Genomic DNA, 23,354 nt, shown 5'->3' on the forward strand with positions numbered 1-23,354 from the left:
TTAGTTAATAAAACAGCCGGGCCCCATTGAGGGACGGGGCCCGGTTGCAATATAAAAAGCCCGAAAATTTTACTCATTTTGGCGCAAAAAGCAATCTAAAGCGTCGATCGCAGGGGACAACTTTTGCAGCCTGTCAAATTTCGGGCGGTTTTCACCGCGAACGGCGAATGCTGAAAGCGCCCGCACTCAGCGTGCGGAGGCCCATCAGCGGCCTGGGAAGCCCGGTGGCATCATACCTTTCATGCCGCGCATCATCTTCGCCATACCGCCTTTCTTCATCTTCTTCATCATACGCTGCATTTCGTCGAACTGCTTCAGCAAGCGGTTGACGTCCTGCACCTGCATGCCGGCCCCCATCGCGATGCGGCGCTTGCGCGAGCCCTTGATGATTTCAGGTTTGGCGCGCTCTTTCAGCGTCATCGAGTTGATGATCGCCTCCATGCGCACCAGCACTTTGTCATCCATCTGCGATTTGACGTTGTCCGGCAGTTGGCCCGCGCCCGGCAGCTTGCTCAACATGTTGGCCATACCGCCCATGTTGCGCATCTGCTTGAGCTGCTCCAGGAAGTCGGTCAGATCGAAACCGTCGCCCTTCTTCAGCTTGTTGGCCAGTTTCTCCGCCTGCTCGCGGTCGACCTTGCTTTCGATATCTTCGATCAGCGACAGCACGTCGCCCATGCCCAGGATGCGTGACGCCACGCGATCCGGATAGAACGGCTCCAGCGCTTCGGTCTTCTCGCCGACGCCGAGGAACTTGATCGGCTTGCCGGTGATGTGGCGGATGGACAACGCCGCACCGCCGCGCGCATCGCCGTCGACCTTGGTCAGCACCACGCCGGTCAGCGGCAGCGCTTCGTTAAACGCCTTGGCGGTATTGGCGGCGTCCTGGCCGGTCATGGCGTCGACCACGAACAGGGTTTCCACCGGCTTGATCGCCGCGTGCACCTGTTTGATCTCGTCCATCATCGCTTCGTCAACGTGCAGACGGCCGGCGGTATCGACGATCAGTACGTCGTAGAATTTCAGCTTGGCCTGTTGCAGCGCGCGATTGACGATGTCGATCGGTTTTTCTTTGACGTCAGACGGGAAGAAATCGATGCCGACACCTTCCGCCAGCGTTTCCAGCTGTTTGATCGCCGCTGGGCGATAAACGTCCGCGGAAACCACCAACACTTTCTTCTTCTGTTTTTCTTTCAGGAACTTGCCGAGCTTACCGACGCTGGTGGTTTTACCGGCGCCCTGCAGGCCCGCCATCAGCACCACCGCCGGCGGCTGGGCCGCCAGATTCAGCTCGGTGTTGACTTCGCCCATCGCGGCGATCAGCTCACCCTTGACGATCTTGACGAACTCCTGCCCCGGCGTCAGGCTCTTGTTGACTTCATGACCAACCGCGCTTTCTTTGACGCGGTTGATGAAGTCGCGCACCACCGGCAGCGCAACGTCCGCTTCCAGCAATGCCATACGCACTTCACGCAGGGTTTCCTTGATATTCTCTTCGGTCAGCCGCCCGCGGCCGCTGATATTGCGCAACGTGCGCGACAATCGATCGGTTAAATTTTCAAACATCGTCTCATGCTCAACGTGTAATGACAGGCCGCTCCGGCGACACAATTGCGCCGATGATAACACGAAGCGCGGCGGATCTCTGCCTCAGCGTTGGAGATAGGTTGGAGTGAAACGCGCGCAACGTTATACTGACACTCCTATTAACCACGCCGAAGCAAAATTAAACGCTATGCCAGTTTTCTCCATTGTGGCTTTGATGGCCTACCTGCTCAGCCTTGGACTGATCATTCCCAGCTTGTTGCGGAAGAACAGCGCATACCGTCGACTGGCCCTCGTCTCGGCGGTGGTGGCGCTGATTTGCCACGCCATCGCGCTGCAGCAGCGCATCTTTGACGTCAGCGCCGGGCAGAATCTCAGCCTGCTGAACATTGGTTCCATCGTCAGCCTGATCATCTGCTCGGTGATGACCTTCGTCGCCTCGCGCGATCGCGGCTGGTTCCTGCTGCCGATCGTCTACAGCTTTGCGATGATCAACCTGGCCTTCGCCAGCTTTATGCCCGGCGAGTTCATTACTCACCTGGAAGCCAGCCCGGAATTGATGGTGCATATCGGCCTGGCGCTGTTCTCTTACGCCACCCTGATCATCGCCGCGCTCTACGCCTTGCAGCTCGCCTGGCTCGACTACCTGTTGAAAAACAAGAAGCTGACCTTCAGCGCCGACATGCCGCCGCTGATGAGCATCGAGCGCAAGATGTTCCATATCACCCAGATCGGCGTGGTGCTGCTGACGCTCACCCTGTGCACCGGCCTGCTGTACATGGATAACCTGTTCAGCAAAGAGAACGTGCATAAAGCCGTGCTGTCGATCATGGCCTGGTTCGTGTATATCGTGCTGTTGTGGGGCCATTACCATGAAGGCTGGCGCGGCCGCCGCGTCGTCTGGTTCAGCTTCGCCGGCGCCTTCCTGCTGACGCTCGCCTATTTCGGCAGCCGTCTGATTCAGCAGGTGATGGTGCGCTAGGCCAGCCTGGCTCAATTCTCCCTCTCTATAAGGAATACTGCATTGGAGCATGTGTCGACGGGGACCCTCATCATTATCCTGGTGATCATGATCGTGGTCTCCGCTTACTTCTCCGCCTCCGAAACCGGCATGATGACGCTCAACCGTTATCGCCTGCGTCATCTGTCCAAACAGGGCAACCGCTCGGCGCGTCGGGTGGAGAAGCTGCTGCAAAAACCGGATCGGCTGATCGGCCTGGTGCTGATCGGCAACAACCTGGTCAACATCCTCGCCTCGGCGCTGGCGACCATCGTCGGCATGCGGCTGTATGGCGATCTCGGCGTGGCGATCGCGACCGGCATACTGACCTTCGCCGTGCTGCTGTTCGCCGAAGTGCTGCCGAAGACCTTCGCCGCCCTCTATCCGGAACGTATTGCCTTCCCCAGCAGCGTCCTGCTGGCCCCGTTGCAAAAGGTGATGTTCCCGCTGGTCTGGCTGCTCAACGGCATCACCAGCCTGACCTTGCGCCTGTTCGGCATTCGCACCAACGTGCGCATCAGCGACGCCGTCAGCAAGGATGAGCTGCGTACCATCGTGCGCGAATCCCAGTCGCAGATCTCACGCCGCAATCAGGACATGCTGATCTCGGTGCTGGATCTGGAAAAGGTGACGGTCAACGACATCATGGTGCCGCGCACCGAGATCGTCGGCATCGACGTCAACGACGACTGGAAGTCGATCATGCGCCAGCTGACCCACTCGCCGCACGGCCGCATCGTGCTGTATCGCAGCTCGTTGGACGATGCGATCGGCATGCTGCGCGTGCGCGAAGCCTACCGCCTGATGACCGAGAAAAAAGAGTTCAACAAAGAGAACCTGCTGCGCGCCGCCGATGAGATCTACTTCGTACCGGAAGGCACGCCGCTCAACGTTCAGTTGGTGAAATTCCAGCGCAATAAAGAGAAGGTCGGCATCGTGGTCGACGAGTACGGCGACATTCAGGGCCTGGTTACGGTGGAAGACATCCTCGAGGAGATCGTCGGCGACTTCACCACCTCGATGTCACCGACGCTGGCGGAAGAAGTCACGCCGCAGAGCGACGGTTCGGTCTTGATCGACGGCACCGCCAACGTACGGGAGCTGAACAAAGCCTTCAACTGGACCTTGCCGGCCAATGAAGCCCGTACCGTCAACGGTATGCTGCTGGAAGAACTGGAAGAGATCCCCGAAATCGGCACCCGGGTGCGTATCGGCCATTACGATATCGACATTCTCGACGTACAGGGCAACATGATCAAACAGGTGCGAGTCACGCCGATCACCTCGCTGCAGTCCAGCGTCGGCCATCACTGACCGCCGGCCAGAACGTAAAAAAGACGCGAAATCGCGTCTTTTTTGTTTCTGCGGGAAACGTACGGTCAGATATGCAGCTCCTGCAGCTTCTCTTTCGGCAGCGCCAGCTCGTCGTTGTGGTTCACCACCACGCCGTTATCCAGAATGTGCTTGGCGATTTCCTGCGCTTCTTCCAGCGAGTGCATGTGGTAGGTACCACACTGGTACTCGTTCAGCTCAGGGATCTTGCGCTGGTCGGTCACTTTCAGCACGTCGGCCATCGCCGCTTTCCAGGCATCGGCAACGCGCTGCTCTTCCGGCACGCCGATCAGGCTCATGTAGAAACCGGTGCGGCAGCCCATTGGGGAGATGTCGATAATCTCCACGCCCTGGCCGTTCAGGTGGTCGCGCATAAAGCCGGCGAACAGGTGTTCCAGCGTGTGAATGCCGCGTTCGGGCATCACTTCCAGGTTCGGGCGGCAAAAGCGCAGATCAAATACCGTGATGGTATCACCATGAGGCGTTTTCATGGTTTTCGCAACGCGGACAGCCGGGGCTGCCATACGGGTATGATCGACGGTAAAGCTATCCAGCAATGGCATTTCGCTACCTCCTCGTAAAAGAGCATTTATTTCGAAACTTTTTTTCCTAACCGGGAAACCTTTTCCAACCCTGCGAGTCTGAGTATGTGAAAGACGCGCATTTGTTATCATCATCCCTGTCATCAGAGATGCATATTTGGCCACATTGATGTGGCCTTTTTCTTTTTCAGCTTCCGCCGTTTTGCTTCAGGAACGCTTCAAAGCTTAGCGTATCATTGGCTTCTATGTCGCGTTGGCGCTGCCACGAGGCTTCCCGCTCTTTATCCAGCTCGGCCTCATTCAGGATTTCCAACGGTTCTTCCAGCAACGTCTGGCGATACTGCTCCGCCAGCTGCAGACCGACGCGCCCAGTGCCTTCCGCCTTCATCGCCTTCAGAATGCGCGCGGAGAAGGTCAGCTCAGGATCGTCGAACGCGGCGACCAGCTCATCGCACACCTGCTGGTATTGACGGTTGCCGGCTTCGCCGTCCAACACTTCCGCCACCCGACGCAGATCGGCGAACAGCGCCTTACCCACTTTTTCCAGCGGCTCATGGCTGGCACCACAGCCGATGCCGATGGTCTGGCCCGGCTTGCGCCCTTCGAGGATCACCCGGTTCCAGTTCTTGCGCGTGCACAGCAGTTCATCGCTGCTCATCTCCGGCGCATCGGCCAGCGCGCACCACACCAGGAACAGATCCAGGAAACGCGCCTGCACCGCATCCACGCCGATCGGCGAGAACGGGTTGATATCCAGCGAACGCACTTCGATGTATTCGATACCGCCGCGCAGCAACGCGTCTGACGGTGTCTCGCCGCTTTGGGTCACGCGCTTCGGCCGGATCGGCGCATACAGCTCGTTCTCGATTTGCAGCACGTTGCTGTTCAGCTGCAGGTAGCGATCGCCCTCTTTCACGCCCAGCTTGGCGAACTCTTCGGAAGGCGTAGCAATCGCCCGTTTCAGACCGGCCACATAGCTGTGCAGATCGTTGAAGGTGATGCCCAAATTGCTCTGCGACTTATTGGTGTAGCCCAGGTCGCTCAGACGCAGCGAGGTGGCGTACGGCAGGTAGCACATCCCCTGCTCGGTGCGCTCGAACGGCAGAGTGGTCTCGCGCCCTTTGAGGAACGAAGAACAAATGGCCGGCGATGCGCCAAACAGATATGGGATCACCCAGCCGAAACGATAATAGTTGCGGATCAGGCGGAAATACCCCGCCGAGATCTGCTCTTTACCGCTTTCTGCGTCCTGCACGCCGGCCCAGGCCTGCCAAAATTCCAGCGGCAGCGAGAAGTTGTAGTGCACACCGGAAATAGTCTGCATCAGCGCGCCATAGCGATTCTTCAGCCCTTCACGGTACAGCGTCTTCATGCGGCCGATGTTCGACGAACCGAACTGCGCCAGCTCGATGTCCTGCTCGGCTTCGATAAAACACGGCATGCTGAGCGGCCACATGCGCTCATCGCCAATGTTGCGCGCCACGTAGCGATGAATATCGCGCAGGAACGTCAGCAGGTGATCGATATTGTCATCAACCGGCGTAATAAACTCTAACAGCGCCTCGGCGAAGTCCGTGGTGATCCAGTGGTGCGTCAATGCCGCCCCCAGCTTTTCCGGATGCCCGGTGGTCGCCAAGGTGCCGTTCGGCGTGACTCGCAGCGTTTCACGCTCGATGCCGCGACGAATGCCTTTTAATGCCTGAGGATGGGCTTCCAACCAAGAAAGCGCCTGTGATACGTCCGGGATCAAATTGACCTCCCGCTTCTAAAAACAATAACTCGTAAGCATACTGAATCCGCACCCGAGAGAATATTGAGTTATATTCACTTGGTTACTGCCACCAGGCAATGCCCTGTACCGTTATCATAGCCAAAACGATGTAACGCAGCGCCTTTCCGATACACAGAAACAGCGCGACAGAGCCCCAGGGCATGCGCAGCCAACCTGCCAACACGCACAACAAATCGCCCACCACCGGCACCCAACTGAGCAACAGCGCAGCCGGGCCGAAGCGTTGCAGCCACCCGAGCGCCGTTGCCAGCCCCCGCTGTGGTTTCAACGCCGGTAACAGGCGCCCGATAATGACATTGGTCAAGCCGCCCAGCGTGTTGCCCAAGGTCGCGGCCAATACCAGCAATTCCGGCGAGACGCGACTCTGGGTCAGCAAGGCGACCAGAACGATTTCTGAATTTCCCGGCAGCAGCGTCGCACTGAGGAAGCTACTGCCAAATAACGATATTACGGCTAGCGTACTACTCACAGCGTGCGGACGTCTACCACAGCCATACCGGCACTTTTCGCCGCCTGAATGCCAAATTCGGCATCTTCAAACACCACGCATTTTTCCGGCGGCACGCCGATCAGTTCAGCACAGCGTAAGAAGGTATCCGGCTCCGGTTTATGGCGCTGTACGTCGTCCGCGCCGACGATCGCGTCGAAGCAGTCGAACAGGCCGAGATGACGCAGCAGCATTTCAGCCATGCGGTGCTCGCTGCCGGTACCGACCGCCATCGGACGGCGGCCGTGATAGGACTTCACCACCTCGATCAGCGGCAATGGACGCACGCTATCCAGCAGCATCGCTTCCACCGCGCGGGTTTTCTCCGCCGCCAGGTGATGGGGATCGAGGTCGGCCTGATGGCTGGCGATAATCGCCTGAGCGATGCGCCAGGTCGGCGAACCGCTCAGCGCCACCATGGCCGTTTCATCAAACGTCATGCCATAACGGGACAGCACTTCATGCCACGCTTTACGGTGCGTTGGCTCGGTGTCCAGAATCGTGCCGTCCATGTCGAAAATAAGACCCTGATAGCGGTCGTACATCGTTACTCCATGATCGTTGAGGAAAGAAAACTACTTTAGCGTAAAGCCGATGGGTTGTCGCTGACTGCGTCATAGCGGAATGTGCTGTGCCTAATCGTGCACAAAGGGGAAAGGGGGGGAGATAGATAAAGGCTGAAAAGCGAAAAACCCGCCGAGGCGGGTTTCTCTTAGATGGTGCATCCAGGAGGATTCGAACCTCCGACCGCTCGGTTCGTAGCCGAGTACTCTATCCAGCTGAGCTATGGATGCATGTCTATTTTTTTACTGCTTGCCTGCTTCGCTAACGAAACACGACAGAAAGAATGGTGCATCCAGGAGGATTCGAACCTCCGACCGCTCGGTTCGTAGCCGAGTACTCTATCCAGCTGAGCTATGGATGCACAGGAATTCTTTTTTGATACCGTATGGTACGTTGTTACTACCCCACCATACTGCAAAATATGGTGCATCCAGGAGGATTCGAACCTCCGACCGCTCGGTTCGTAGCCGAGTACTCTATCCAGCTGAGCTATGGATGCAAATGGCGGTGAGGCGGGGATTCGAACCCCGGATGCAGCTTTTGACCGCATACTCCCTTAGCAGGGGAGCGCCTTCAGCCTCTCGGCCACCTCACCATACGCTTCTTTCGAATTGTGCCTAACTTGCTTTGTAGAAGCTCATCGGCACTGCGTGGCGCACATATTACTTTCTCCGACTTTTAAGTCAAACAATTTTTCCCAACTCATGCGCGTTTGCACAATTCACACCCAACATGGGCGATTTCACGGCAAAAAGGGCGTTTTATCAACAGGCAACCGTAGCGTCTGTGGCAACAAAGCAGAAAACTAACCGGGAAAATAATCACGAAAAAGAGAGGGGAGAACGAAAGAAGTGGGTAAAACGATGCAGTAGCGTCTCGTCTGGCAACGAGACGCTGCTTCGGAATCAGTAAGTCGTCTGCTGAGACTTCTCTGCCTGAATGCGCTGATAGATTTCTTCACGGTGAACCGAAACCTCTTTGGGGGCATTCACACCAATACGCACCTGGTTGCCTTTTACCCCTAGCACAGTGACCGTAACCTCATCGCCAATCATGAGGGTTTCACCAACTCGACGAGTCAGAATTAACATTCTTTGCTCCTTGAAAGATTAAAAGAGTCGGGTCTCTCAGTTTCCCCGTCATTATCCATCATATGTGGTGAAAACGTAAGCCGCGCAATCCACAATAAGTGTAAGCAGACTTGGTCCCACCTCAGATAATGGTAAGTTTAGCCGACCTGAAAAACTTTGTTCCCGCAATTGTAACTAAATTGTGTTAGCACAGTATGAAAACGCCATAATCAACAAAGTATTATGGCGTTTGTGCGTGCTATTTATTTATGTTCACAGCTTCGAGGCCACCCAGGCTTCTACGCTGTTTAACGCCGCTGGCAGGGCGTTGATATCCGTCCCCCCCGCCATCGCCATATCAGGGCGACCACCGCCCTTGCCGCCGACCTGCTGCGCCACGTTGCCGATCAACTCGCCGGCTTTCACGCGGTCAGTCAGATCCTTGGTCACGCCCGCGACCAGGCTGACTTTGTCATCAGCCGTCGTCGCCAACACGATAATGGCCGAACCCAATTGATTTTTCAGGTCATCCACCATAGTGCGCAGCATTTTGGCTTCGACATTGTCCAACTGGCTGACCAACAGCTTCACGCCGTTAACCACTTTCGCCTGACTGGACAGCGACGCGCTTTCCTGCGCCGCCTGCTGATCTTTCAGTTGCTGCAGTTCTTTTTCCAGCACGCGGGTGCGATCGAGCACCGAGCGCACTTTATCGGTCAGGTTGTTGCTATCGCCCTTCACCAACTGCGCAACGTCTTGCAACAAATCGCTTTGCTGATGCAGCGTAGCTATAGCGCCAGCACCAGTTACCGCTTCAATACGGCGAATGCCCGCCGCGGTGCCCGACTCGCTCAGAATGCGGAACAGGCCGATATCGCCGGTGCGGCTGGCGTGGGTGCCGCCGCACAGCTCGGTGGAGAAGTCGCCCATGGTCAGCACGCGAACGTTGTCGTCGTACTTCTCACCGAACAGCGCCATCGCACCCTTCTCTTTGGCATCTTCCAACGCCATCAGCTCGGTCTGCACCGGCAGGTTACGACGCACCTGCTGGTTAACCAGATCTTCCACCGCGCGAATTTGTTCCGGCTTCATCGCTTCGAAATGCGAGAAGTCGAAGCGCAGGTATTTGTCGTTAACCAGAGAGCCTTTCTGCGCAACGTGCTCGCCCAACGTTTGGCGCAGCGCAGCGTGTAGCAGGTGGGTCGCGGAGTGGTTCAGGCGGATGCTGTTGCGGCGCTCAGTGTCGATCTGCGCGTCCACGCGATCGTTCAGCTTCAGCGAACCTTGCGCCAGCTTGCCTTGATGGCCGATAGCCTGACCGTATTTCTGGGTGTCGTTGACCACAAACTCGGCGCCTGCGGTTTTCAGCACGCCTTTATCGCCGACCTGGCCGCCGGATTCACCGTAGAACGGCGTCTCGTCCAGCACCACCACCGCCTCTTCGCCAGCGTTGATCTGATCGACCGGCTGGCCGTCGCGGAACAGCGCAATGACCATCGCCTGCTGCTCGTCGTGATCGTAGCCGCTGAACTGGCTGCTGCCGTCCACACGGATCAGGCTGTTGTAGTCGGCGCCGAAACCGCTGGATTCGCGCGCGCGGCGGCGCTGTGCTTCCATCGCCTCTTCAAAGCCCGCTTCGTCGACTTTCAGACCGCGCTCGCGGCAGACGTCAGCGGTCAGGTCCACCGGGAAGCCGTAGGTATCGTACAGACGGAAAGCGGTTTCGCCGTCCAGGGTATCGCCCTGCAGCTTGGCCAGCTCTTCGTCCAGCAGCGCCAGACCACGCTCCAGCGTACGGGCAAACTGCTCTTCTTCGGTTTTCAGCACCTGCTCCACCAGCGACTGCTGGCGTTTCAGTTCATCGGCCGCCGGGCCCATCACTTCGATCAGCGGCGCCACCAGCTTGTAGAAGAAGGTGTCTTTCGCGCCCAGCATGTTGCCATGGCGGATCGCACGACGAATGATGCGACGCAGCACGTAGCCGCGGTTTTCGTTAGACGGGATCACGCCGTCAGACACCAGGAAGGCGCAGGAACGGATGTGGTCGGCGATAACGCGCAGAGATTTATTGTCCAGATCGGTCGCACCGGTCACTTTCGCCACGGCGGCAATCAGGGTGCGGAACAGGTCGATCTCATAGTTGGAGTTCACATGCTGCAACACCGCCGCGATGCGTTCCAGGCCCATACCGGTATCCACCGAAGGTTTCGGCAGCGGCAACATGGTGCCGTCGGACTGACGGTTGAACTGCATGAAAACGATGTTCCAGATCTCGATGTAGCGATCGCCGTCTTCTTCCGGGCTGCCCGGAGGACCACCCCAGATGTGATCGCCGTGATCGTAGAAAATCTCGGTGCACGGGCCGCATGGGCCGGTATCGCCCATCTGCCAGAAGTTATCGGAAGCGAAAGGCGCGCCCTTGTTGTCGCCGATGCGGATAATGCGCTCGGCCGGTACGCCGATTTGCTTCTGCCAGATGTCGAATGCTTCGTCATCGGTTTCATACACGGTGACCCACAGTCGCTCTTTCGGCAGGTTGAACCAGTTTTCACCGGTCAGCAGTTCCCACGCGTAGCTGATCGCGTCGTGCTTGAAGTAATCGCCGAAGCTGAAGTTGCCCAGCATTTCAAAGAAGGTGTGGTGACGAGCGGTATACCCGACGTTTTCCAGGTCGTTATGCTTGCCGCCTGCGCGCACGCAGCGCTGCGAGGTAGTGGCGCGGGAATAGGCGCGTTTGTCGAGCCCCAGGAAAACATCCTTAAATTGGTTCATGCCGGCATTGGTAAACAGCAATGTCGGATCATTGTTAGGCACCAGGGAGCTGCTTGCTACAACCTGATGACCCTTACTATGAAAGAAATCGAGAAACGCTTGACGGATCTCAGCGGTGCTCTTGCTCATAATTTTCCTGGAAAGGCTAGAATAACGACACGTGAGCCGGTGGCGCGTCATCCCGACGATGACAACCAGCTCACGAACAAAAAGTGGGGATAAGATAAATTTTCTTCAGAGGGAAGTAAAACCCCGTGTGCGCTCATTGCGCAAAATCACGGTAAATTGACTGAATTTCTTCCTGGAAAAAGCCGCGATAGAGCAGATAACGCTGCACTTTGGCTTTCTCTTTCCAGTCAGTTGGCAACGCATCGCCAAATTTTCGCTGCGCCACCTGTTTCGCCTGTTCACACCAGTCGATGTCGCATTCCGCCAGCGCGTCCTGTACCAGCGCTTTGTCGACGCCCTTTTGCATCAGTTCGCTGCGGATGCGCTGCGCGCCGTAACCTTTGCGGCTGCGGCTGCCAATGTAGCTGTGGGCGAAACGCTTATCGTCCAGCCAATTATGCTGATAACAGTAGGCGATAACCTGCTCGATCAGCGCAGGATCTACCGGCTCTTCAGCCACCGGCGGTGATGTCGACGCATGTGGCCCCTTGCCGCCAAAACGGGCTTTCGCCACAAACGGCTGCGCCGCAAGTTTGCGGCGCAGTTCAGCTTCACTATGATCGCGTTGCGACAGCAGGCGCATGGCGCGGCTTAGCAAGTCATTCATCATTTGAGCCTGAATTCAGGGGATGTGCGCCACATAAACGGCGGCGCACATCTTCAGCGATTAAAACTGCTCGCTGGTTTCCGCTTCGTCATCTTCGAAGTCGTCACCGGAGGCAGCCACCAGCTCACCGCCGCTGTGCAGCAGCAGGTCGCGCAGTTTCTTATCCAGCTCGGCGGCGATAGCCGGGTTTTCTTTCAGGAAGTTACAGGCGTTCGCCTTGCCCTGACCGATCTTCTCGCCGTTATAGCTGTACCAGGCGCCGGCTTTTTCGATCATCTTGTGCTTCACGCCCAGATCGACCAGCTCACCACGGCTGTTGATGCCTTCGCCGTACATGATTTGGAATTCAGCCTGTTTGAACGGCGCAGCGATTTTGTTCTTCACCACTTTCACGCGGGTTTCGCTGCCCACCACTTCGTCGCCCTCTTTGATGGCGCCGATACGACGGATATCCAGGCGTACCGAAGCGTAGAACTTCAGGGCGTTACCACCGGTGGTGGTTTCCGGGTTGCCGAACATCACACCGATCTTCATACGGATCTGGTTGATGAAGATCAGCAGGGTATTGGCGTTTTTCAGGTTGCCGGCCAGCTTACGCATCGCCTGGCTCATCATGCGCGCCGCCAGACCCATGTGCGAATCGCCGATTTCACCCTCGATTTCCGCCTTCGGCGTCAGCGCCGCCACGGAGTCGACGATGATGACGTCAACCGCGCCGGAGCGGGTCAGCGCATCACAGATTTCCAGCGCCTGCTCGCCGGTGTCCGGCTGGGAGCACAGCAGGTTGTCGATATCAACGCCCAGCTTTTTCGCATAGATAGGATCCAGCGCGTGCTCGGCATCGATGAACGCACAGGTTTTGCCTTCGCGCTGCGCAGCGGCGATCACCTGCAGCGTCAGGGTAGTTTTACCGGACGATTCCGGGCCGTAGATTTCGACGATGCGGCCCATCGGCAGGCCGCCAGCGCCCAGAGCGATATCGAGTGACAGTGAGCCGGTGGAGATCGTTTCCACGTCCATGGAGCGGTCTTCACCCAGGCGCATGATGGAGCCTTTGCCGAACTGTTTCTCAATCTGGCCCAGTGCCGCAGCTAACGCCTTTTGCTTGTTCTCATCAATAGCCATTTTTGCTCCTTCGTTTCGCAATGCCGGTGTTACCCCACACTGCCACTGAATGTATGTTGTGCAGGAAATGTCACTAATTATACTGTATGGTCATACAGTATCAAGCCTAATTTACAAAAATTCGTCGATGGCGGTTTGCAGCGCGAAAATCGTCGCCTGCAGCCGCACCGCATCGCGGTCGCCCTCGAATTGCATCTTGCGCGACAGCCCCCGGCCATCGCTGCCGGCGAAACCGAACCACACGGTGCCGACCGGCTTTTCCGCGCTGCCGCCGTCCGGGCCGGCGATGCCGCTCACCGACAGCGCCAGATCGGCCTGCGCCGCCCGCAGCGCCCCTATCGCCATCTCGCGCACCACCTCTTCGCTGACCGCGCCGTGCGCCGCCAACGTCGCTTCGCTCACCCCCAGCAGGTCATGCTTTGCCGCATTGCTGTAGGTGACGAAACCGCGATCGAAATAGGCGGAGCTGCCGGCGATATCGGTAATGGCCTTGGCGATCCCCCCCCCGGTGCAGGATTCCGCACAGGTGATCCAGCGGCCCTGAGCCTTCAGTTTCTCCCCTGCCAGCACGCTGAGCTGACGCAGTTGGTTTTCACTCATAATCCCTCCCTCGCGAATTCAGGTATATGCGCCCGATAGTAGCATTTATCAAGGCGCTGCAGCGGCTGACACGTTGAAATGCGCAGCGCCTCGCAGGAGGTGCGGTTTTAAGCGCCCGGCCAAGCTGCTAGTATCAAAAGAAGCGCCCCATCGAGCGGTGGCGCACCAGCACAAGGAACATCACGGAGGCGGCACGCTGCGGCGGCGGCCTCAGGGCGCACCAGAAGAGATTAGGATGATAGCGTGAAAAAAACGTTGGGCGTATTTTTGCCGTTGTACACCACCACCCTGCTGCTGCTGTTGGGCTCGGGCCTGCTCACCACCTACGTCTCGCTGCGGCTGACCTCCATCCACGTCAGCAGCGCGTTGATCGGCGCTATCATCGCCGCCAACTACATCGGGTTGGTGATCGGCGGCAAAGTCGGCCACTTTCTCATCGCCCGCGTTGGGCATATCCGCGCCTACGTGGCCTGCGCCGGCATCATCACCGCCGCGGTGCTGGGGCACGGCCTGACGGAGTTCATTCCCGCCTGGGTCGCGCTGCGTCTGGTGATCGGGCTGTGCATGATGTGCCAGTATATGGTGCTGGAAAGCTGGCTGAACGACCAGGCGGAATCCAACCAGCGCGGCATGGTGTTCGGCTTCTATATGGCGGCGACCTATCTCGGCATGTCGCTGGGCCAGATCGTGCTGATGCTGCAAAGCAATCTGGGCATCACCACGCTGCTGGTGATCGCACTGTGTTTCGCGCTCTGTCTGGTGCCGATCGCTCTCACCACCCGCACCAATGCGCGCCACATGTCGCCGGCCCCGATGGAGCTGCGTTACTTTGTCGGCGCCATTCCCAAGGTGCTGGCCACCACGTTGGTGATCGGCATGGTGGTGGGCTCGTTTTACGGCCTGGCGCCGGTCTACGCCAGCCTGCAATCCTTAACCACTCAGCAAACCGGCCTGTTCATGGCGCTGGCCATCTTCGCCGGGTTGGTGGCGCAGTTCCCGCTCAGTTGGCTGTCGGATCGCTATAACCGCCCGTTGCTGATGCGCTTCAACGCCATTTTGCTGATCGTGGCGGCGCTGCCGCTGGCGCTGCTGCCGCACATCGATTTCCCGCTGCTGCTGGCGGTGGGGTTCGTCGTCAGCATGCTGCAGTTTACGCTCTATCCGCTGGTGGTGGCATTGGCCAACGATCTGATCGAGCCGGAGCGCCGCGTCTCGCTGGCCGCCTGTCTGCTGATGGCGTTCGGCGTCGGCGCCAGCATCGGGCCGTTGGCGGTCGGCGCGCTGATCGAGCCGCTTGGCGGCAATATCCTGTACGCCTTCTTCGCTCTGTGCGGCGTACTGCTGGCGGCCCTCGGCCGTACGGCGAAAGCGGAGGAACCGCAGCTGGCACAGGACGCGCCGGTGCCGCACATTGCGCTGCCAGACAGCCTCGCCAGTTCACCGCTGTCGCCGGCGCTCAATCCGACCTTCGATGAGCAGATCATTCACGACACCATGCCGCCGCCGGAAGCGGCGCCCGATGTCGAGGAGCCGCAGCCCGAAGAACAGGAGGAGGAACCCTTGCCTCAGGGAGCCGATCCGCAAGAGGACACCGGCCTGAAAAAGGCGCACGCCATGCTGTAAACGGTGGTGCTACAGATCCTGGAAAGAGCCCAGCATAAAACCGCGTTCGGCGATCGCCGCTTTCAGCGTCGGCGCTGTCAACACATCCAGCTCGACGAGGCGCGGGTGGCAGTATTTGCTCTGCAGGATCGTCGCATCGAGGAACGCCGGGTGGCACATCATTTCCAATGACTCGGCGCCCTGCGCGTCGGCGCGCGCCAACCTCTGCAGGAACAAGGCTTCGGAAATCGTTTCACCGTAGAATCCCGCGTCAAACGCGTCGGTGCTGTAGGGCGTCTGCAACGCAATACCGCGCCGTTTCGCCTCTTCGCGATCGAGGCGCAGCGGCAGACCCTGTGCCTGCGCAAACGCCTCCACCAGCGGGTAAATCTGCGGCTGCATATGCACATGGTGGTGGCTGTCGATGTGCGTTGGCGCCCTGCCGAACAGCGTCACAAACCGCGTGAACTGGCGCTGCAGCTCCTCCTGAATCTCGTCCAGCTGCAGCTCGCCGGCCTCGGCGCGGTGCCACAGCCATTTGCCCAGCTCGCCATGCTCATTGACCAGCGAAGGCATGGCGCCCAGCGGCCTGCCATGGGTCAAAACGAAATGCAGCCCGATCGGCAATCCGGGATATTGCCGGCTGAGCGCTGCAGCATGCTCCGCGCCGCCGCCGTTCACCATCGCCGTGGTGGAGGAAACGACGCCATGCTGATACGCCTCGACGACACCGTAGTTCTGTCCTTTGCTCAGGCCGAAGTCGTCGGCATTCACGATCAGTAGTTTTTCCATAATGGCTCCCGCAGGATGAATTTTCGGCAAGGAAAGGCCGACCGACCGGCGCGGCATTCCCCTTCTCGAAGGTAAAAATCGAATGATTAACCGGCCGGCGGCCTAAAGCTCATCGGCATATCGGCGTTAATACTGATCGGGAGCGGCCCTAAAGAGGGCCGTAACACTTTTTTCGGTAGTTGCCTGGGGTCACGTCGGTGAGCCGCTTGAAGTTTTTAATGAACAGACTGACGTCGCCATAGCCAGAATCAAAGGCGATATCGGAAACTGAATAGTTGGTGACCTCCAGCTGCGTCTTGGCGAAGTTGATGCGGATCTCGTTGATCACCTGCATCGGCGTCTTCTGGTAGTAGCGCCGCATCGCCCGGGTCAGATATTCCTGGGTTTTCCCCGACAGCGCCACCATGTTCGCCAACGCCCTTTCGCCGAACATCGCCTTGTCATGCATGCCGGCGAGGGTGTTCTTCAGCCACTGCGGGATATCATCGCCGCCGTCATTGTCTTCTTTATAGTGACGAATACGGCTGATCACATAGAAAGTCAGCGTTTCGAGAAATTCGGCGAAGTCATCCTCGCGAAACTGTGGCGAACTCACCACCGACTCGATGTAGGCCAAGAACTCGCTTCTCAGGCTGTAGGCCTGCGAGGCGACAAAGCAACGCGGCAGCTGCTGCAAATAGTGCTCTTCAAAGAACGCTTTGCTGACCGCCACGTTGAAGATTTTCGTCGCGCCGAACTCGTAAAAGCTCTGGTGGTAGGAGCCGATAGGGATAAAGACGAAATCCCCGCGTTCCAGCAGCACCCGCTTGCCGTTGATCTCCTGATAACATTTGCCGCTCAGCACGATGGTGAACTCGTAATAATCGTGCTGATGCAGCCCGGTGGCGCTTTCCACCTTGTTGTAGATGAACAGGTGAAAATCTTTGCAGTTAAAGAAATCCTGCTCGCGAATCAGCTTCACGTCGTTCGCACTCAGCGAAATTCGGTTATCGGACACGGCGCCGGCCTCCCGTTAGTCAAATCCGTTGCGTCTGGCCGCCTCGGCAAACCAGTAGCCGCTTTTTTTGATGGTGCGCCGCTGCTCCGCCCGATCCAGCCGCACCAGCCCATAACGATTCTTGTAGGCGTTCAGCCAAGACCAGCAGTCGATAAAGGTCCACAGATGATAGCCCTTGCACTGCGAGCCTTCCGCCAGCGCGCGGTGCAGCCACTTCAGGTGATCGCGAATAAACTCGATGCGGTAATCGTCCTCCACCCGCCCATCGGCGCCGATAAACGCCTCTTCGCCCTCAACGCCCATGCCATTTTCGGAAATATAACAAGGCAGATTGCCGTAGTTCTCTTTCAGATCCATCAGAATGTCGTACAGCCCCTTCTCATAGATCTCCCAGCCGCGATGCGGATTGATTTTGCGGCCCGGCATTGCATAGTAACTGAACAAATCCTCCGGCGATGCGATCGGCCCCTCGGCACGACGCCCCTCTTTCGCCTGTACCCTGCGCGGCTGGTAGTAATTGACGCCGAGGATATCCACCACGCCGCCTTCGATCAGTTGCGCATCCTGCGGCTCGCAGTAGGGCATCAGCCCATGGCGCTCCAGCAAGTGCAGCAACGCCGCCGGATAACGCCCTTTGGCGACCGGGTCGAGGAAACTGCGGTTGAGCAGCAGATCGGCGTCGTATGCGGCCTGCCGATCCTCCGGCGCGTCGGAGCGCGGATAGGTCGGGCTCAGATTCAGAATAATGCCGATGCTCCCCGGCAGCTCGCGCGCTCTGAAACGCTGCACCGCCATGGAGTGCGCCAGTACGCTGTGATACGCCACGGTGATCGCCCGTTTGAAATCCACCACGCAAGGGTAATGCAGGTCATTCAGGTAACCGGCCTCCACCGGCACGATCGGCTCGTTGAAGGTGAACCAGTGGGTGATCCGATCGCCAAACAGACCGAAGCAGATGTCGGCATAACGCGCATAGGCTTCGACAACTGCCCGGTTTTCCCAGCCGCCGCGCTGCTGCATGCACAGCGGCATATCGAAGTGATAGAGATTGATAAACGGGGTGATGCCCTGCGCCAGCAGCTCGTCGATCATCGCGTTATAGAAGGCCACCGCCTGCGGGTTCACCTCGCCGTCGCCGTCCGGGATCAGCCGCGACCACGAAATCGAGGTTCTGAAGGTATTGTGGCCCAGCGTTTTGAGCAGCCCGATATCGGTACGGAAATGGTCGTAAAAGGTCGAGGCCTCGGCCGGCCCCACCCGATCGTGAAAGCGCTCGGGCGCGATCTCGTACCAATAATCGAAGATATTGCGGCTCTTGCCGTCCCGCGCTGCCGCACCTTCAGACTGCGGCGCGGAGGTGGCGCTGCCCCACCAGAACCCGTCGGCAAATTGATATTCCATACTCGTGTCCCTCGCGGGGCGGCCGCGCCGCCCCGTTCCACAGTTAGAATTTCAGCGCCTTGGCGATGTCTTCTTCGCTTTCCGTCGCCGCGTCGATCTGGCTCTGCGCCTTGTTGGAGATCGCCACGAACGGCAGATAAATCACGGTGGCGACCGCCAGGTTGAACAGGCTCAGCAACATGGCCATGATGCTGCCGTTGGTGTTGAAGAATGCCCCCAGGCCGACCGGCATGGTCCAGGGCGCAATGTTGGTGATCGGCGGGATCAGCCCGGAGTAATAAGCCAGCGAGGTGATAATGGTCAGTACCGGCTGCACCAGGATGAACGGAATGAACATCACCGGGTTCATGATCACCGGCAGGCCGAACAGAATCGGTTCGTTGATCTGGAAGATGCCGGACGGCGTCGCCAGCTTGGCGACCTGGCGGTAATCTTCGCGGCGCGAGGCGATGAAGATGGCGATGATCAGGCCCAGCGTCGAGCCGGTGCCGCCAAGGTAGATGTAGGAGTCGACGAACGGTTTCGCCCACATATGGAACTCTTTGCCGGCGGCCACCGCCGCTTCGACCGAACCGTATTTGTTGTACAGCTCCACGTTTTCCAGCGCGAACGGCGTCATGATGCCGCTGTCCAGCGCCGCCAGCGCCATGGAGCCGTGCACCCCGAAGAACCACAGCAGCGAGGAGAACAGCACGTAAACCCAGCCCACCACGCTGCCCATCTTGGCCAGCGGCGCCGAAATGCCGTCCATGATGATCTGGTGGAAGTTGGTGCCCCAGTGCGCCAGCGCGAACGCCACCAGCCCCATGATGGAGAGGATGATGAAACCGGGGATCAGCGCCGAGAAAGAGCGCGACACCGAAGCCGGCACGCTGTCCGGCAAGCTGATCACCCAGTTGCGCCGTACGATGAAAGCAAACATCTCAGCCACCGCCAGCCCGATCACCATACCGGAAATGATGTTGGCGCCGCCCAGCCAATTGGCGCCCACCGCATAGGCCTCGCCGACGTTGAACGGCGTGACGGTCATGAAGGCCGCCACCGCCAGCAGCGCCGAGGCCAGTGGATCGACCTTGCGCTCTTCGGCCAGCGCCATGCTGATAAAGAACGGCGTCATCAGGGACATGATCCCCAACGTACCGTTGTAAACGCTGCCGCCAATACTCTTCAGGCTATTGAGCGTCTCGATCGTGGATGCGTCCAATCGCACGCCCAGCGAATAGAAGAACGATCCCTCGCCAAAGCTCAGGAACACGTTATTGATCAACACGAACATCGCCCCGGTCAAGGTCAGCGGCATCAGGCGGATAAAGCCGTTTTTGATGGCGTTGACGTGGGGCTGCTTACCGATTTTTACGGCGAAAGGCAGGATAACCTTCTCGAGCGAGGCAATGAGGGTATTCACGGCGGCCTCCTGTTATTGATTGGCTTTCTTGATGGCGGCCACCGCGGCCTTCAGTACGCCCAGCCCATCGACCTTGCCGTACAACAGCGGATCGATGACTTCAACAGGTTTATTGGGCAGCTGTTTCTGCACTTCCGGCAGGGTGTAGGCGATCTGCGGCCCCAGCAGGATCAGATCCGCTTCAACGCCTTTCTCCGCGGCCAGCGCTTCCGGATAGGCGGCGATGATCACCGGCACTTCATATTTTTCGGCCTGCGCCTTCATTTTTGATACCAACAGGGAAGTGGACATACCGGCAGAACAAAACAGATAGATTTTTTTCTTTTCCATACCAAGCACCTCAGATAATCAAAAAAACCCGGTGTTATTTGTATGCCAGATGCAATCACGATTGCTTCACGCACATTCCTTATGAAAATTTCCGTCACGTTGCCCTGGTTACAGACAGTATACGGAGCATGAAAAACGGATCGGTAAGCCAAGAGGAAACAGAACCGTCTCTCATTGACCTGATGGATTGACCCTCTTCACATTTTGCACAAAAAAATAGTGTGACCGGGCTCTCAAATAACCGCTAATAACTCAGAATATTCTTAATAAATAATCAAATAACAATTATAAACAGCAAGTTATGAACTCGCTGAGAATTTAAGAGGTTATTTGCGCCTGAACAAACGGCGAGGGAATAAAAATAGTTCAAGCTTGATTCGGCTGCTGCCATCCGAACGCGACGGCAGCAGGCAAAGAGGATTACATGGGCAGACGCAGCAACTCGATCACCGTGGCCAGCGCCACGGAATGGTTCCTGCGGTTGGGGTAATAGAGGTAAAAACCGGGAAACGGCGTGCACCAGTCGGCCAGCACCCGCCGCAGCCGCCCGCTCGCCAGGTATTCTTCCACCTCCTGCTCGATGGCAAAAGCGATGCCGACGTTCGCCAGCGCCGCCTGCACCATCATCCTGCCGTCATCGAGTATCAACGGGCTGTTAACCGCCACAGAAAATCGCTGCTCCCCCTGCTGAAAAGCCCATTTGTAGCGCTCGCCTGAAGAGGCTTTGCGCCAACCGATGCAACGGTGCTGCAGTAAATCCCGCGGATGCGTCGGCTCGCCGTGCCGCTGAAAATAGTCCGGCGTGGCGACGATGGCGAAACGCAGATCCGGTGTCAGGCGCACCGCGCGCATATCGTTATGCAGGTCCTCACCGAGCCGGATGCCGGCGTCAAAACCTTGCTCGACGATATTGGCGAACCCCTCGTCCGCCACCACTTCCAGCGTAATGCCGGGGTATTCGCTGGCCAACCGCCCCAGATGCGGCACGATGGCGAGATCGATCGCAGAACGCGGCGCGTTGATGCGCACCAGGCCGCGCGGCCCTTCGCGAAACGCATTCAGGCTCTCGAGCGCGGCGTCGATGTCGGTAAAAGCCGGCACCAGCTGCGCCAGCAGATGCTCTCCGGCCTCCGTCGGCGAGACGTTGCGGGTGGTGCGGTTCAGCAGGCGAATGCCCACCTGCGCCTCCAGTTCGCGCAGGGTGTGGGTCAGCGTCGGCGGCGTCACGCCCAATCGGGCGGCGGCGCGGCGGAAGCTGCGTTCACTGGCGATAGCCACGAAGGCCGCCAGGCCGGACAGTTCGGGTTTCTTCATGCTATTGATATAAATTATCTAATAGTGAGATGAATTTTTAGCGGATAGTTATCCGTCATCTAACAACATAGCATTGCGATCGAACCCATTACCAGGTATCGATGCGATGATTAATGCTACAGCTCCAACCCATGAAATGCCGCGCCGTCTGGCAGACAAAGTCGTACTGGTGAGCGGCGGCGGTACCGGTATCGGCCGCGCTGCGGCGCTGGCCTATGCCCGCGAGGGCGCCAAAGTCGCACTGGTCGGCCGGCGCGCGGCGGAGATCGAAGCCACGGCGCGCGATATCGCGCTAGCCGGCGGTGACGCCCTGCCCATCGTGGCCGACGTCTCCCTGGAAGACGATATCCGTAGGCTGCTCGCCGCAGTGACCGCCCACTACGGCCGGCTCGACGTCGCTTTCAACAACGCCGGCATCATCGGCAACTTCGCCCCCATCACCGAACAGAGCAGCGAGGATTTTGACCGCGTGATCGCCATTAACCTCAGAGGCGTCTGGCTGGCGATGAAATACGAGATTGAAACCTTCCTGGCACAGCATTCAGGCGGCGTGATCATCAACACCTCCTCCTGGCTGACCCACGGCGCGCTGGCCGGCTCATCCAGCTACTCCGCCAGCAAAGGCGCGCTCGATGCGATGATCCGCGCGGTGGCGCTCGAATACAGCGGCCAGGGCATCCGCGTCAACAACATCAACCCCGGCATCATCGACACGCCGATGGCGCGCGGCAGCGTGGCCGACAGCGCGGCGTTCGCGCCCTTTATCGCCCATACGCCCGCCGGCCGCTTGGGCGAATCGGAAGACATCGGCGATGTGGCGCTGTGGTTGGCGACGGACGAGGCCCGCTTCATCACCGGCCAAAGCCTGCTGGTGGACGGCGGTTACACCATCGCCGGCATGCGCTGAGGAGACGATGCCATGAACTACGTTCGGCTTGGCGACAGCGGCCTGCAGGTGTCCCGCCTCTGCCTGGGTTGCATGACCTACGGCGATCCGGCCTGGCGGCCCTGGGTGCTGAAAGAAGATGAAGCGCGCCCCTTTATCCGCGAGGCGCTGGAAGCGGGCATCAATTTTTTCGATACCGCCAACATTTACTCCGGCGGAGAAAGCGAGCGCATTCTCGGCCGCGCGCTGAAGGCGTTCGCCCGCCGTGAAGACGTGGTGATCGCCACCAAGGCCTACTTTCCGATGGACGCGCAGCCGAACAGCCGAGGGCTGTCGCGCAAGCACCTGCTGCACAGCGTCGACGCCTCTTTGCAGCGGCTGGGGACGGATTACCTCGATCTGTTTGTGCTGCACCGCTTCGACACCGAAACGCCGATCGAAGAAACCACCGATACCCTCGACAGCCTGGTGCGGGCGGGCAAGATCCGCTATCTCGGTGCCTCCTCGCTGCACGCCTGGCGCCTGATGAAAATGCTGGCCTTTCAACGTCAGCACCGCCTGGCGCCGTTTATTTCGCTGCAGAGCCAATACAACCTGGTGACGCGTGAAGATGAAGAGGAGCTGATCCCGCTGTGTCTGGAGGAGGGGCTCAGCCTGACGCCCTGGTCGCCGCTGGCCCGCGGCGTGCTGGCCGGCTCCGGCAACGCCGGCACGCTGCGCGCCGCCACCGACGAACAGGCGCCCCGTTGGTACGGCGGCAGAAACGAAGTGGAACGCACCGTCGCGGCGGTCGCGGAGGTGGCGGCCACACGCGGCGTTCCACCGGCGCAGATCGCGCTGGCCTGGCTGCTGGCCAAACCCGGCGTGGCGTCGCCGCTGGTGGGCATGTCCAAGCCGCACCATCTGCAGGATGCGCTGGCAGCGCTCACCCTCAGGCTATCGCCGGAAGACCTAGCCGCGCTGGAGGCGCCAATGGCACAGGCTGCCCGCCCCGATCGCTGGTAGCCCCTTTTCCGTCATTCC

At 58.7% G+C, this 23,354-nt stretch carries 22 protein-coding genes and 4 tRNA genes; 6 read left to right on the forward strand and 20 right to left on the reverse strand.

The window, feature by feature from the left end:
- Positions 1-204 precede the first annotated feature (204 nt).
- Positions 205-1,566, reverse strand: coding sequence for a signal recognition particle protein (gene ffh, locus ACJ8HA_RS13405; protein ID WP_004932504.1), 1,362 nt, complete (start codon positions 1,564-1,566; stop codon positions 205-207).
- 169 nt (positions 1,567-1,735) lie between these two features.
- Between ffh and ACJ8HA_RS13410 the strand changes: the two genes are divergently transcribed.
- Together ACJ8HA_RS13410 and ACJ8HA_RS13415 are read left to right on the forward strand one after the other, a co-directional pair.
- Positions 1,736-2,527 carry a cytochrome C assembly family protein gene (locus ACJ8HA_RS13410; RefSeq protein WP_004932506.1) on the forward strand — a complete coding sequence of 264 codons (792 nt, stop codon included), beginning with the start codon at positions 1,736-1,738 and terminating at the stop codon, positions 2,525-2,527.
- Between the two features lie 42 nt (positions 2,528-2,569).
- Positions 2,570-3,859: an HlyC/CorC family transporter gene (locus tag ACJ8HA_RS13415; RefSeq protein WP_016929024.1), complete on the forward strand. Its 1,290-nt coding sequence runs from the start codon at positions 2,570-2,572 to the stop codon at positions 3,857-3,859.
- Between the two features lie 65 nt (positions 3,860-3,924).
- On the opposite strand, the gene luxS is transcribed toward ACJ8HA_RS13415, so the two are convergent.
- The 10 genes from luxS to alaS all read right to left on the reverse strand — a co-directional run bounded on the left by luxS (position 3,925) and on the right by alaS (position 11,233).
- Positions 3,925-4,440, reverse strand: a complete 516-nt coding sequence (gene luxS / locus ACJ8HA_RS13420) for an S-ribosylhomocysteine lyase (RefSeq protein ID WP_004932513.1) — start codon at positions 4,438-4,440, stop codon at positions 3,925-3,927.
- Positions 4,441-4,606: 166 nt separating this feature from the next.
- Positions 4,607-6,169, reverse strand: a complete 1,563-nt coding sequence (gene gshA, locus ACJ8HA_RS13425; RefSeq protein WP_043143899.1) for a glutamate--cysteine ligase — start codon at positions 6,167-6,169, stop codon at positions 4,607-4,609.
- A gap of 82 nt (positions 6,170-6,251) precedes the next feature.
- Positions 6,252-6,680 carry a YqaA family protein gene (locus tag ACJ8HA_RS13430; RefSeq protein WP_004932520.1) on the reverse strand — a complete coding sequence of 143 codons (429 nt, stop codon included), beginning with the start codon at positions 6,678-6,680 and terminating at the stop codon, positions 6,252-6,254.
- Positions 6,677-7,243: a fructose-1-phosphate/6-phosphogluconate phosphatase gene (gene yqaB / locus ACJ8HA_RS13435; RefSeq protein ID WP_025301636.1), complete on the reverse strand. Its 567-nt coding sequence runs from the start codon at positions 7,241-7,243 to the stop codon at positions 6,677-6,679. Before yqaB ends, ACJ8HA_RS13430 begins: the two co-directional genes overlap by 4 nt.
- 172 nt (positions 7,244-7,415) lie before the next feature.
- A tRNA-Arg gene (locus ACJ8HA_RS13440) sits at positions 7,416-7,492 on the reverse strand.
- A 54-nt stretch (positions 7,493-7,546) separates the two neighbouring features.
- Positions 7,547-7,623, reverse strand: a tRNA-Arg gene (locus ACJ8HA_RS13445).
- Positions 7,624-7,684: 61 nt separating this feature from the next.
- A tRNA-Arg gene (locus ACJ8HA_RS13450) sits at positions 7,685-7,761 on the reverse strand.
- Between the two features lie 3 nt (positions 7,762-7,764).
- A tRNA-Ser gene (locus ACJ8HA_RS13455) sits at positions 7,765-7,857 on the reverse strand.
- Between the two features lie 310 nt (positions 7,858-8,167).
- A complete protein-coding gene (gene csrA, locus ACJ8HA_RS13460) occupies positions 8,168-8,353 on the reverse strand; it encodes a carbon storage regulator CsrA (RefSeq protein WP_004091602.1) in 186 nt (61 codons plus the stop codon).
- Positions 8,354-8,605: 252 nt separating this feature from the next.
- The gene (gene alaS, locus ACJ8HA_RS13465; protein ID WP_025301635.1) at positions 8,606-11,233 is read right to left on the reverse strand and encodes an alanine--tRNA ligase; all 2,628 of its coding nucleotides are present in this window, start codon (positions 11,231-11,233) and stop codon (positions 8,606-8,608) included.
- Here alaS and ACJ8HA_RS13470 point away from each other — a divergent pair.
- The gene (locus ACJ8HA_RS13470) at positions 11,183-11,326 is read left to right on the forward strand and encodes a hypothetical protein (protein WP_162180460.1); all 144 of its coding nucleotides are present in this window, start codon (positions 11,183-11,185) and stop codon (positions 11,324-11,326) included. The two genes, alaS and ACJ8HA_RS13470, sit on opposite strands and share 51 nt — an antisense overlap.
- A 40-nt stretch (positions 11,327-11,366) precedes the next feature.
- On the opposite strand, the gene recX is transcribed toward ACJ8HA_RS13470, so the two are convergent.
- The 3 genes from recX to pncC form a co-directional block, all read right to left on the reverse strand.
- Positions 11,367-11,879: a recombination regulator RecX gene (recX, locus tag ACJ8HA_RS13475; RefSeq protein ID WP_025301634.1), complete on the reverse strand. Its 513-nt coding sequence runs from the start codon at positions 11,877-11,879 to the stop codon at positions 11,367-11,369.
- 60 nt (positions 11,880-11,939) lie between these two features.
- A complete protein-coding gene (recA, locus tag ACJ8HA_RS13480) occupies positions 11,940-13,004 on the reverse strand; it encodes a recombinase RecA (protein WP_004932541.1) in 1,065 nt (354 codons plus the stop codon).
- Between the two features lie 111 nt (positions 13,005-13,115).
- On the reverse strand, positions 13,116-13,604 hold the full coding sequence (pncC, locus tag ACJ8HA_RS13485; protein WP_060448145.1) for a nicotinamide-nucleotide amidase: 489 nt from the start codon (positions 13,602-13,604) through the stop codon (positions 13,116-13,118).
- A 243-nt stretch (positions 13,605-13,847) separates the two neighbouring features.
- On the opposite strand from pncC, the gene ACJ8HA_RS13490 reads away from it, so the two are divergent.
- The gene (locus ACJ8HA_RS13490) at positions 13,848-15,227 is read left to right on the forward strand and encodes an MFS transporter (protein WP_043135805.1); all 1,380 of its coding nucleotides are present in this window, start codon (positions 13,848-13,850) and stop codon (positions 15,225-15,227) included.
- A 9-nt stretch (positions 15,228-15,236) separates the two neighbouring features.
- Here ACJ8HA_RS13490 and chbG read toward each other — a convergent pair whose 3' ends face one another.
- The 6 genes from chbG to ACJ8HA_RS13520 form a co-directional block, all read right to left on the reverse strand.
- Entirely contained in the window at positions 15,237-15,998 is a 762-nt protein-coding gene (gene chbG, locus ACJ8HA_RS13495) for a chitin disaccharide deacetylase (RefSeq protein ID WP_025301631.1), read from the reverse strand.
- Positions 15,999-16,146: 148 nt separating this feature from the next.
- Positions 16,147-16,995, reverse strand: a complete 849-nt coding sequence (gene chbR / locus ACJ8HA_RS13500; RefSeq protein WP_043135810.1) for a transcriptional regulator ChbR — start codon at positions 16,993-16,995, stop codon at positions 16,147-16,149.
- A gap of 15 nt (positions 16,996-17,010) precedes the next feature.
- Entirely contained in the window at positions 17,011-18,396 is a 1,386-nt protein-coding gene (locus ACJ8HA_RS13505) for a glycoside hydrolase family 1 protein (protein WP_442515372.1), read from the reverse strand.
- Between the two features lie 43 nt (positions 18,397-18,439).
- Complete coding sequence (gene chbC / locus ACJ8HA_RS13510; protein WP_016929034.1) at positions 18,440-19,801, reverse strand: PTS N,N'-diacetylchitobiose transporter subunit IIC; 1,362 nt, start codon at positions 19,799-19,801, stop codon at positions 18,440-18,442.
- 12 nt (positions 19,802-19,813) lie between these two features.
- Entirely contained in the window at positions 19,814-20,131 is a 318-nt protein-coding gene (locus ACJ8HA_RS13515; protein ID WP_004932561.1) for a PTS sugar transporter subunit IIB, read from the reverse strand.
- Positions 20,132-20,551: 420 nt separating this feature from the next.
- On the reverse strand, positions 20,552-21,445 hold the full coding sequence (locus tag ACJ8HA_RS13520) for a LysR family transcriptional regulator (protein ID WP_025301628.1): 894 nt from the start codon (positions 21,443-21,445) through the stop codon (positions 20,552-20,554).
- A 136-nt stretch (positions 21,446-21,581) separates the two neighbouring features.
- Here ACJ8HA_RS13520 and ACJ8HA_RS13525 point away from each other — a divergent pair, with 136 nt between their 5' ends.
- Both ACJ8HA_RS13525 and ACJ8HA_RS13530 read left to right on the forward strand, forming a co-directional pair.
- Positions 21,582-22,352, forward strand: a complete 771-nt coding sequence (locus ACJ8HA_RS13525; RefSeq protein WP_089195549.1) for an SDR family NAD(P)-dependent oxidoreductase — start codon at positions 21,582-21,584, stop codon at positions 22,350-22,352.
- Between the two features lie 12 nt (positions 22,353-22,364).
- The gene (locus ACJ8HA_RS13530; RefSeq protein WP_089195548.1) at positions 22,365-23,336 is read left to right on the forward strand and encodes an aldo/keto reductase; all 972 of its coding nucleotides are present in this window, start codon (positions 22,365-22,367) and stop codon (positions 23,334-23,336) included.
- Positions 23,337-23,354: the final 18 nt, after the last annotated feature.

The organism is Serratia sp. CY33802 (assembly GCF_052169095.1).
GTDB lineage: Bacteria > Pseudomonadota > Gammaproteobacteria > Enterobacterales > Enterobacteriaceae > Serratia > Serratia bockelmannii.

Bases quoted from the DNA above. Each gene is read 5' to 3' on its own strand.
- ACJ8HA_RS13410 (WP_004932506.1), top strand. From the start codon at position 1,736: ATGCCAGTTTTCTCCATTGTGGCTTTGATGGCCTACCTGCTCAGCCTT.
- ACJ8HA_RS13530 (WP_089195548.1), top strand. From the start codon at position 22,365: ATGAACTACGTTCGGCTTGGCGACAGCGGCCTGCAGGTGTCCCGCCTC.
- chbG (WP_025301631.1), bottom strand. From the start codon at position 15,998: ATGGAAAAACTACTGATCGTGAATGCCGACGACTTCGGCCTGAGCAAA.
- alaS (WP_025301635.1), bottom strand. From the start codon at position 11,233: ATGAGCAAGAGCACCGCTGAGATCCGTCAAGCGTTTCTCGATTTCTTT.
- pncC (WP_060448145.1), bottom strand. From the start codon at position 13,604: ATGAGTGAAAACCAACTGCGTCAGCTCAGCGTGCTGGCAGGGGAGAAA.
- luxS (WP_004932513.1), bottom strand. From the start codon at position 4,440: ATGCCATTGCTGGATAGCTTTACCGTCGATCATACCCGTATGGCAGCC.
- ffh (WP_004932504.1), bottom strand. From the start codon at position 1,566: ATGTTTGAAAATTTAACCGATCGATTGTCGCGCACGTTGCGCAATATC.
- yqaB (WP_025301636.1), bottom strand. From the start codon at position 7,243: ATGTACGACCGCTATCAGGGTCTTATTTTCGACATGGACGGCACGATT.
- recA (WP_004932541.1), bottom strand. From the start codon at position 13,004: ATGGCTATTGATGAGAACAAGCAAAAGGCGTTAGCTGCGGCACTGGGC.
- ACJ8HA_RS13525 (WP_089195549.1), top strand. From the start codon at position 21,582: ATGCCGCGCCGTCTGGCAGACAAAGTCGTACTGGTGAGCGGCGGCGGT.
- csrA (WP_004091602.1), bottom strand. From the start codon at position 8,353: ATGTTAATTCTGACTCGTCGAGTTGGTGAAACCCTCATGATTGGCGAT.
- ACJ8HA_RS13520 (WP_025301628.1), bottom strand. From the start codon at position 21,445: ATGAAGAAACCCGAACTGTCCGGCCTGGCGGCCTTCGTGGCTATCGCC.
- recX (WP_025301634.1), bottom strand. From the start codon at position 11,879: ATGAATGACTTGCTAAGCCGCGCCATGCGCCTGCTGTCGCAACGCGAT.
- ACJ8HA_RS13505 (WP_442515372.1), bottom strand. From the start codon at position 18,396: ATGGAATATCAATTTGCCGACGGGTTCTGGTGGGGCAGCGCCACCTCC.
- ACJ8HA_RS13515 (WP_004932561.1), bottom strand. From the start codon at position 20,131: ATGGAAAAGAAAAAAATCTATCTGTTTTGTTCTGCCGGTATGTCCACT.
- ACJ8HA_RS13470 (WP_162180460.1), top strand. From the start codon at position 11,183: ATGAAAGAAATCGAGAAACGCTTGACGGATCTCAGCGGTGCTCTTGCT.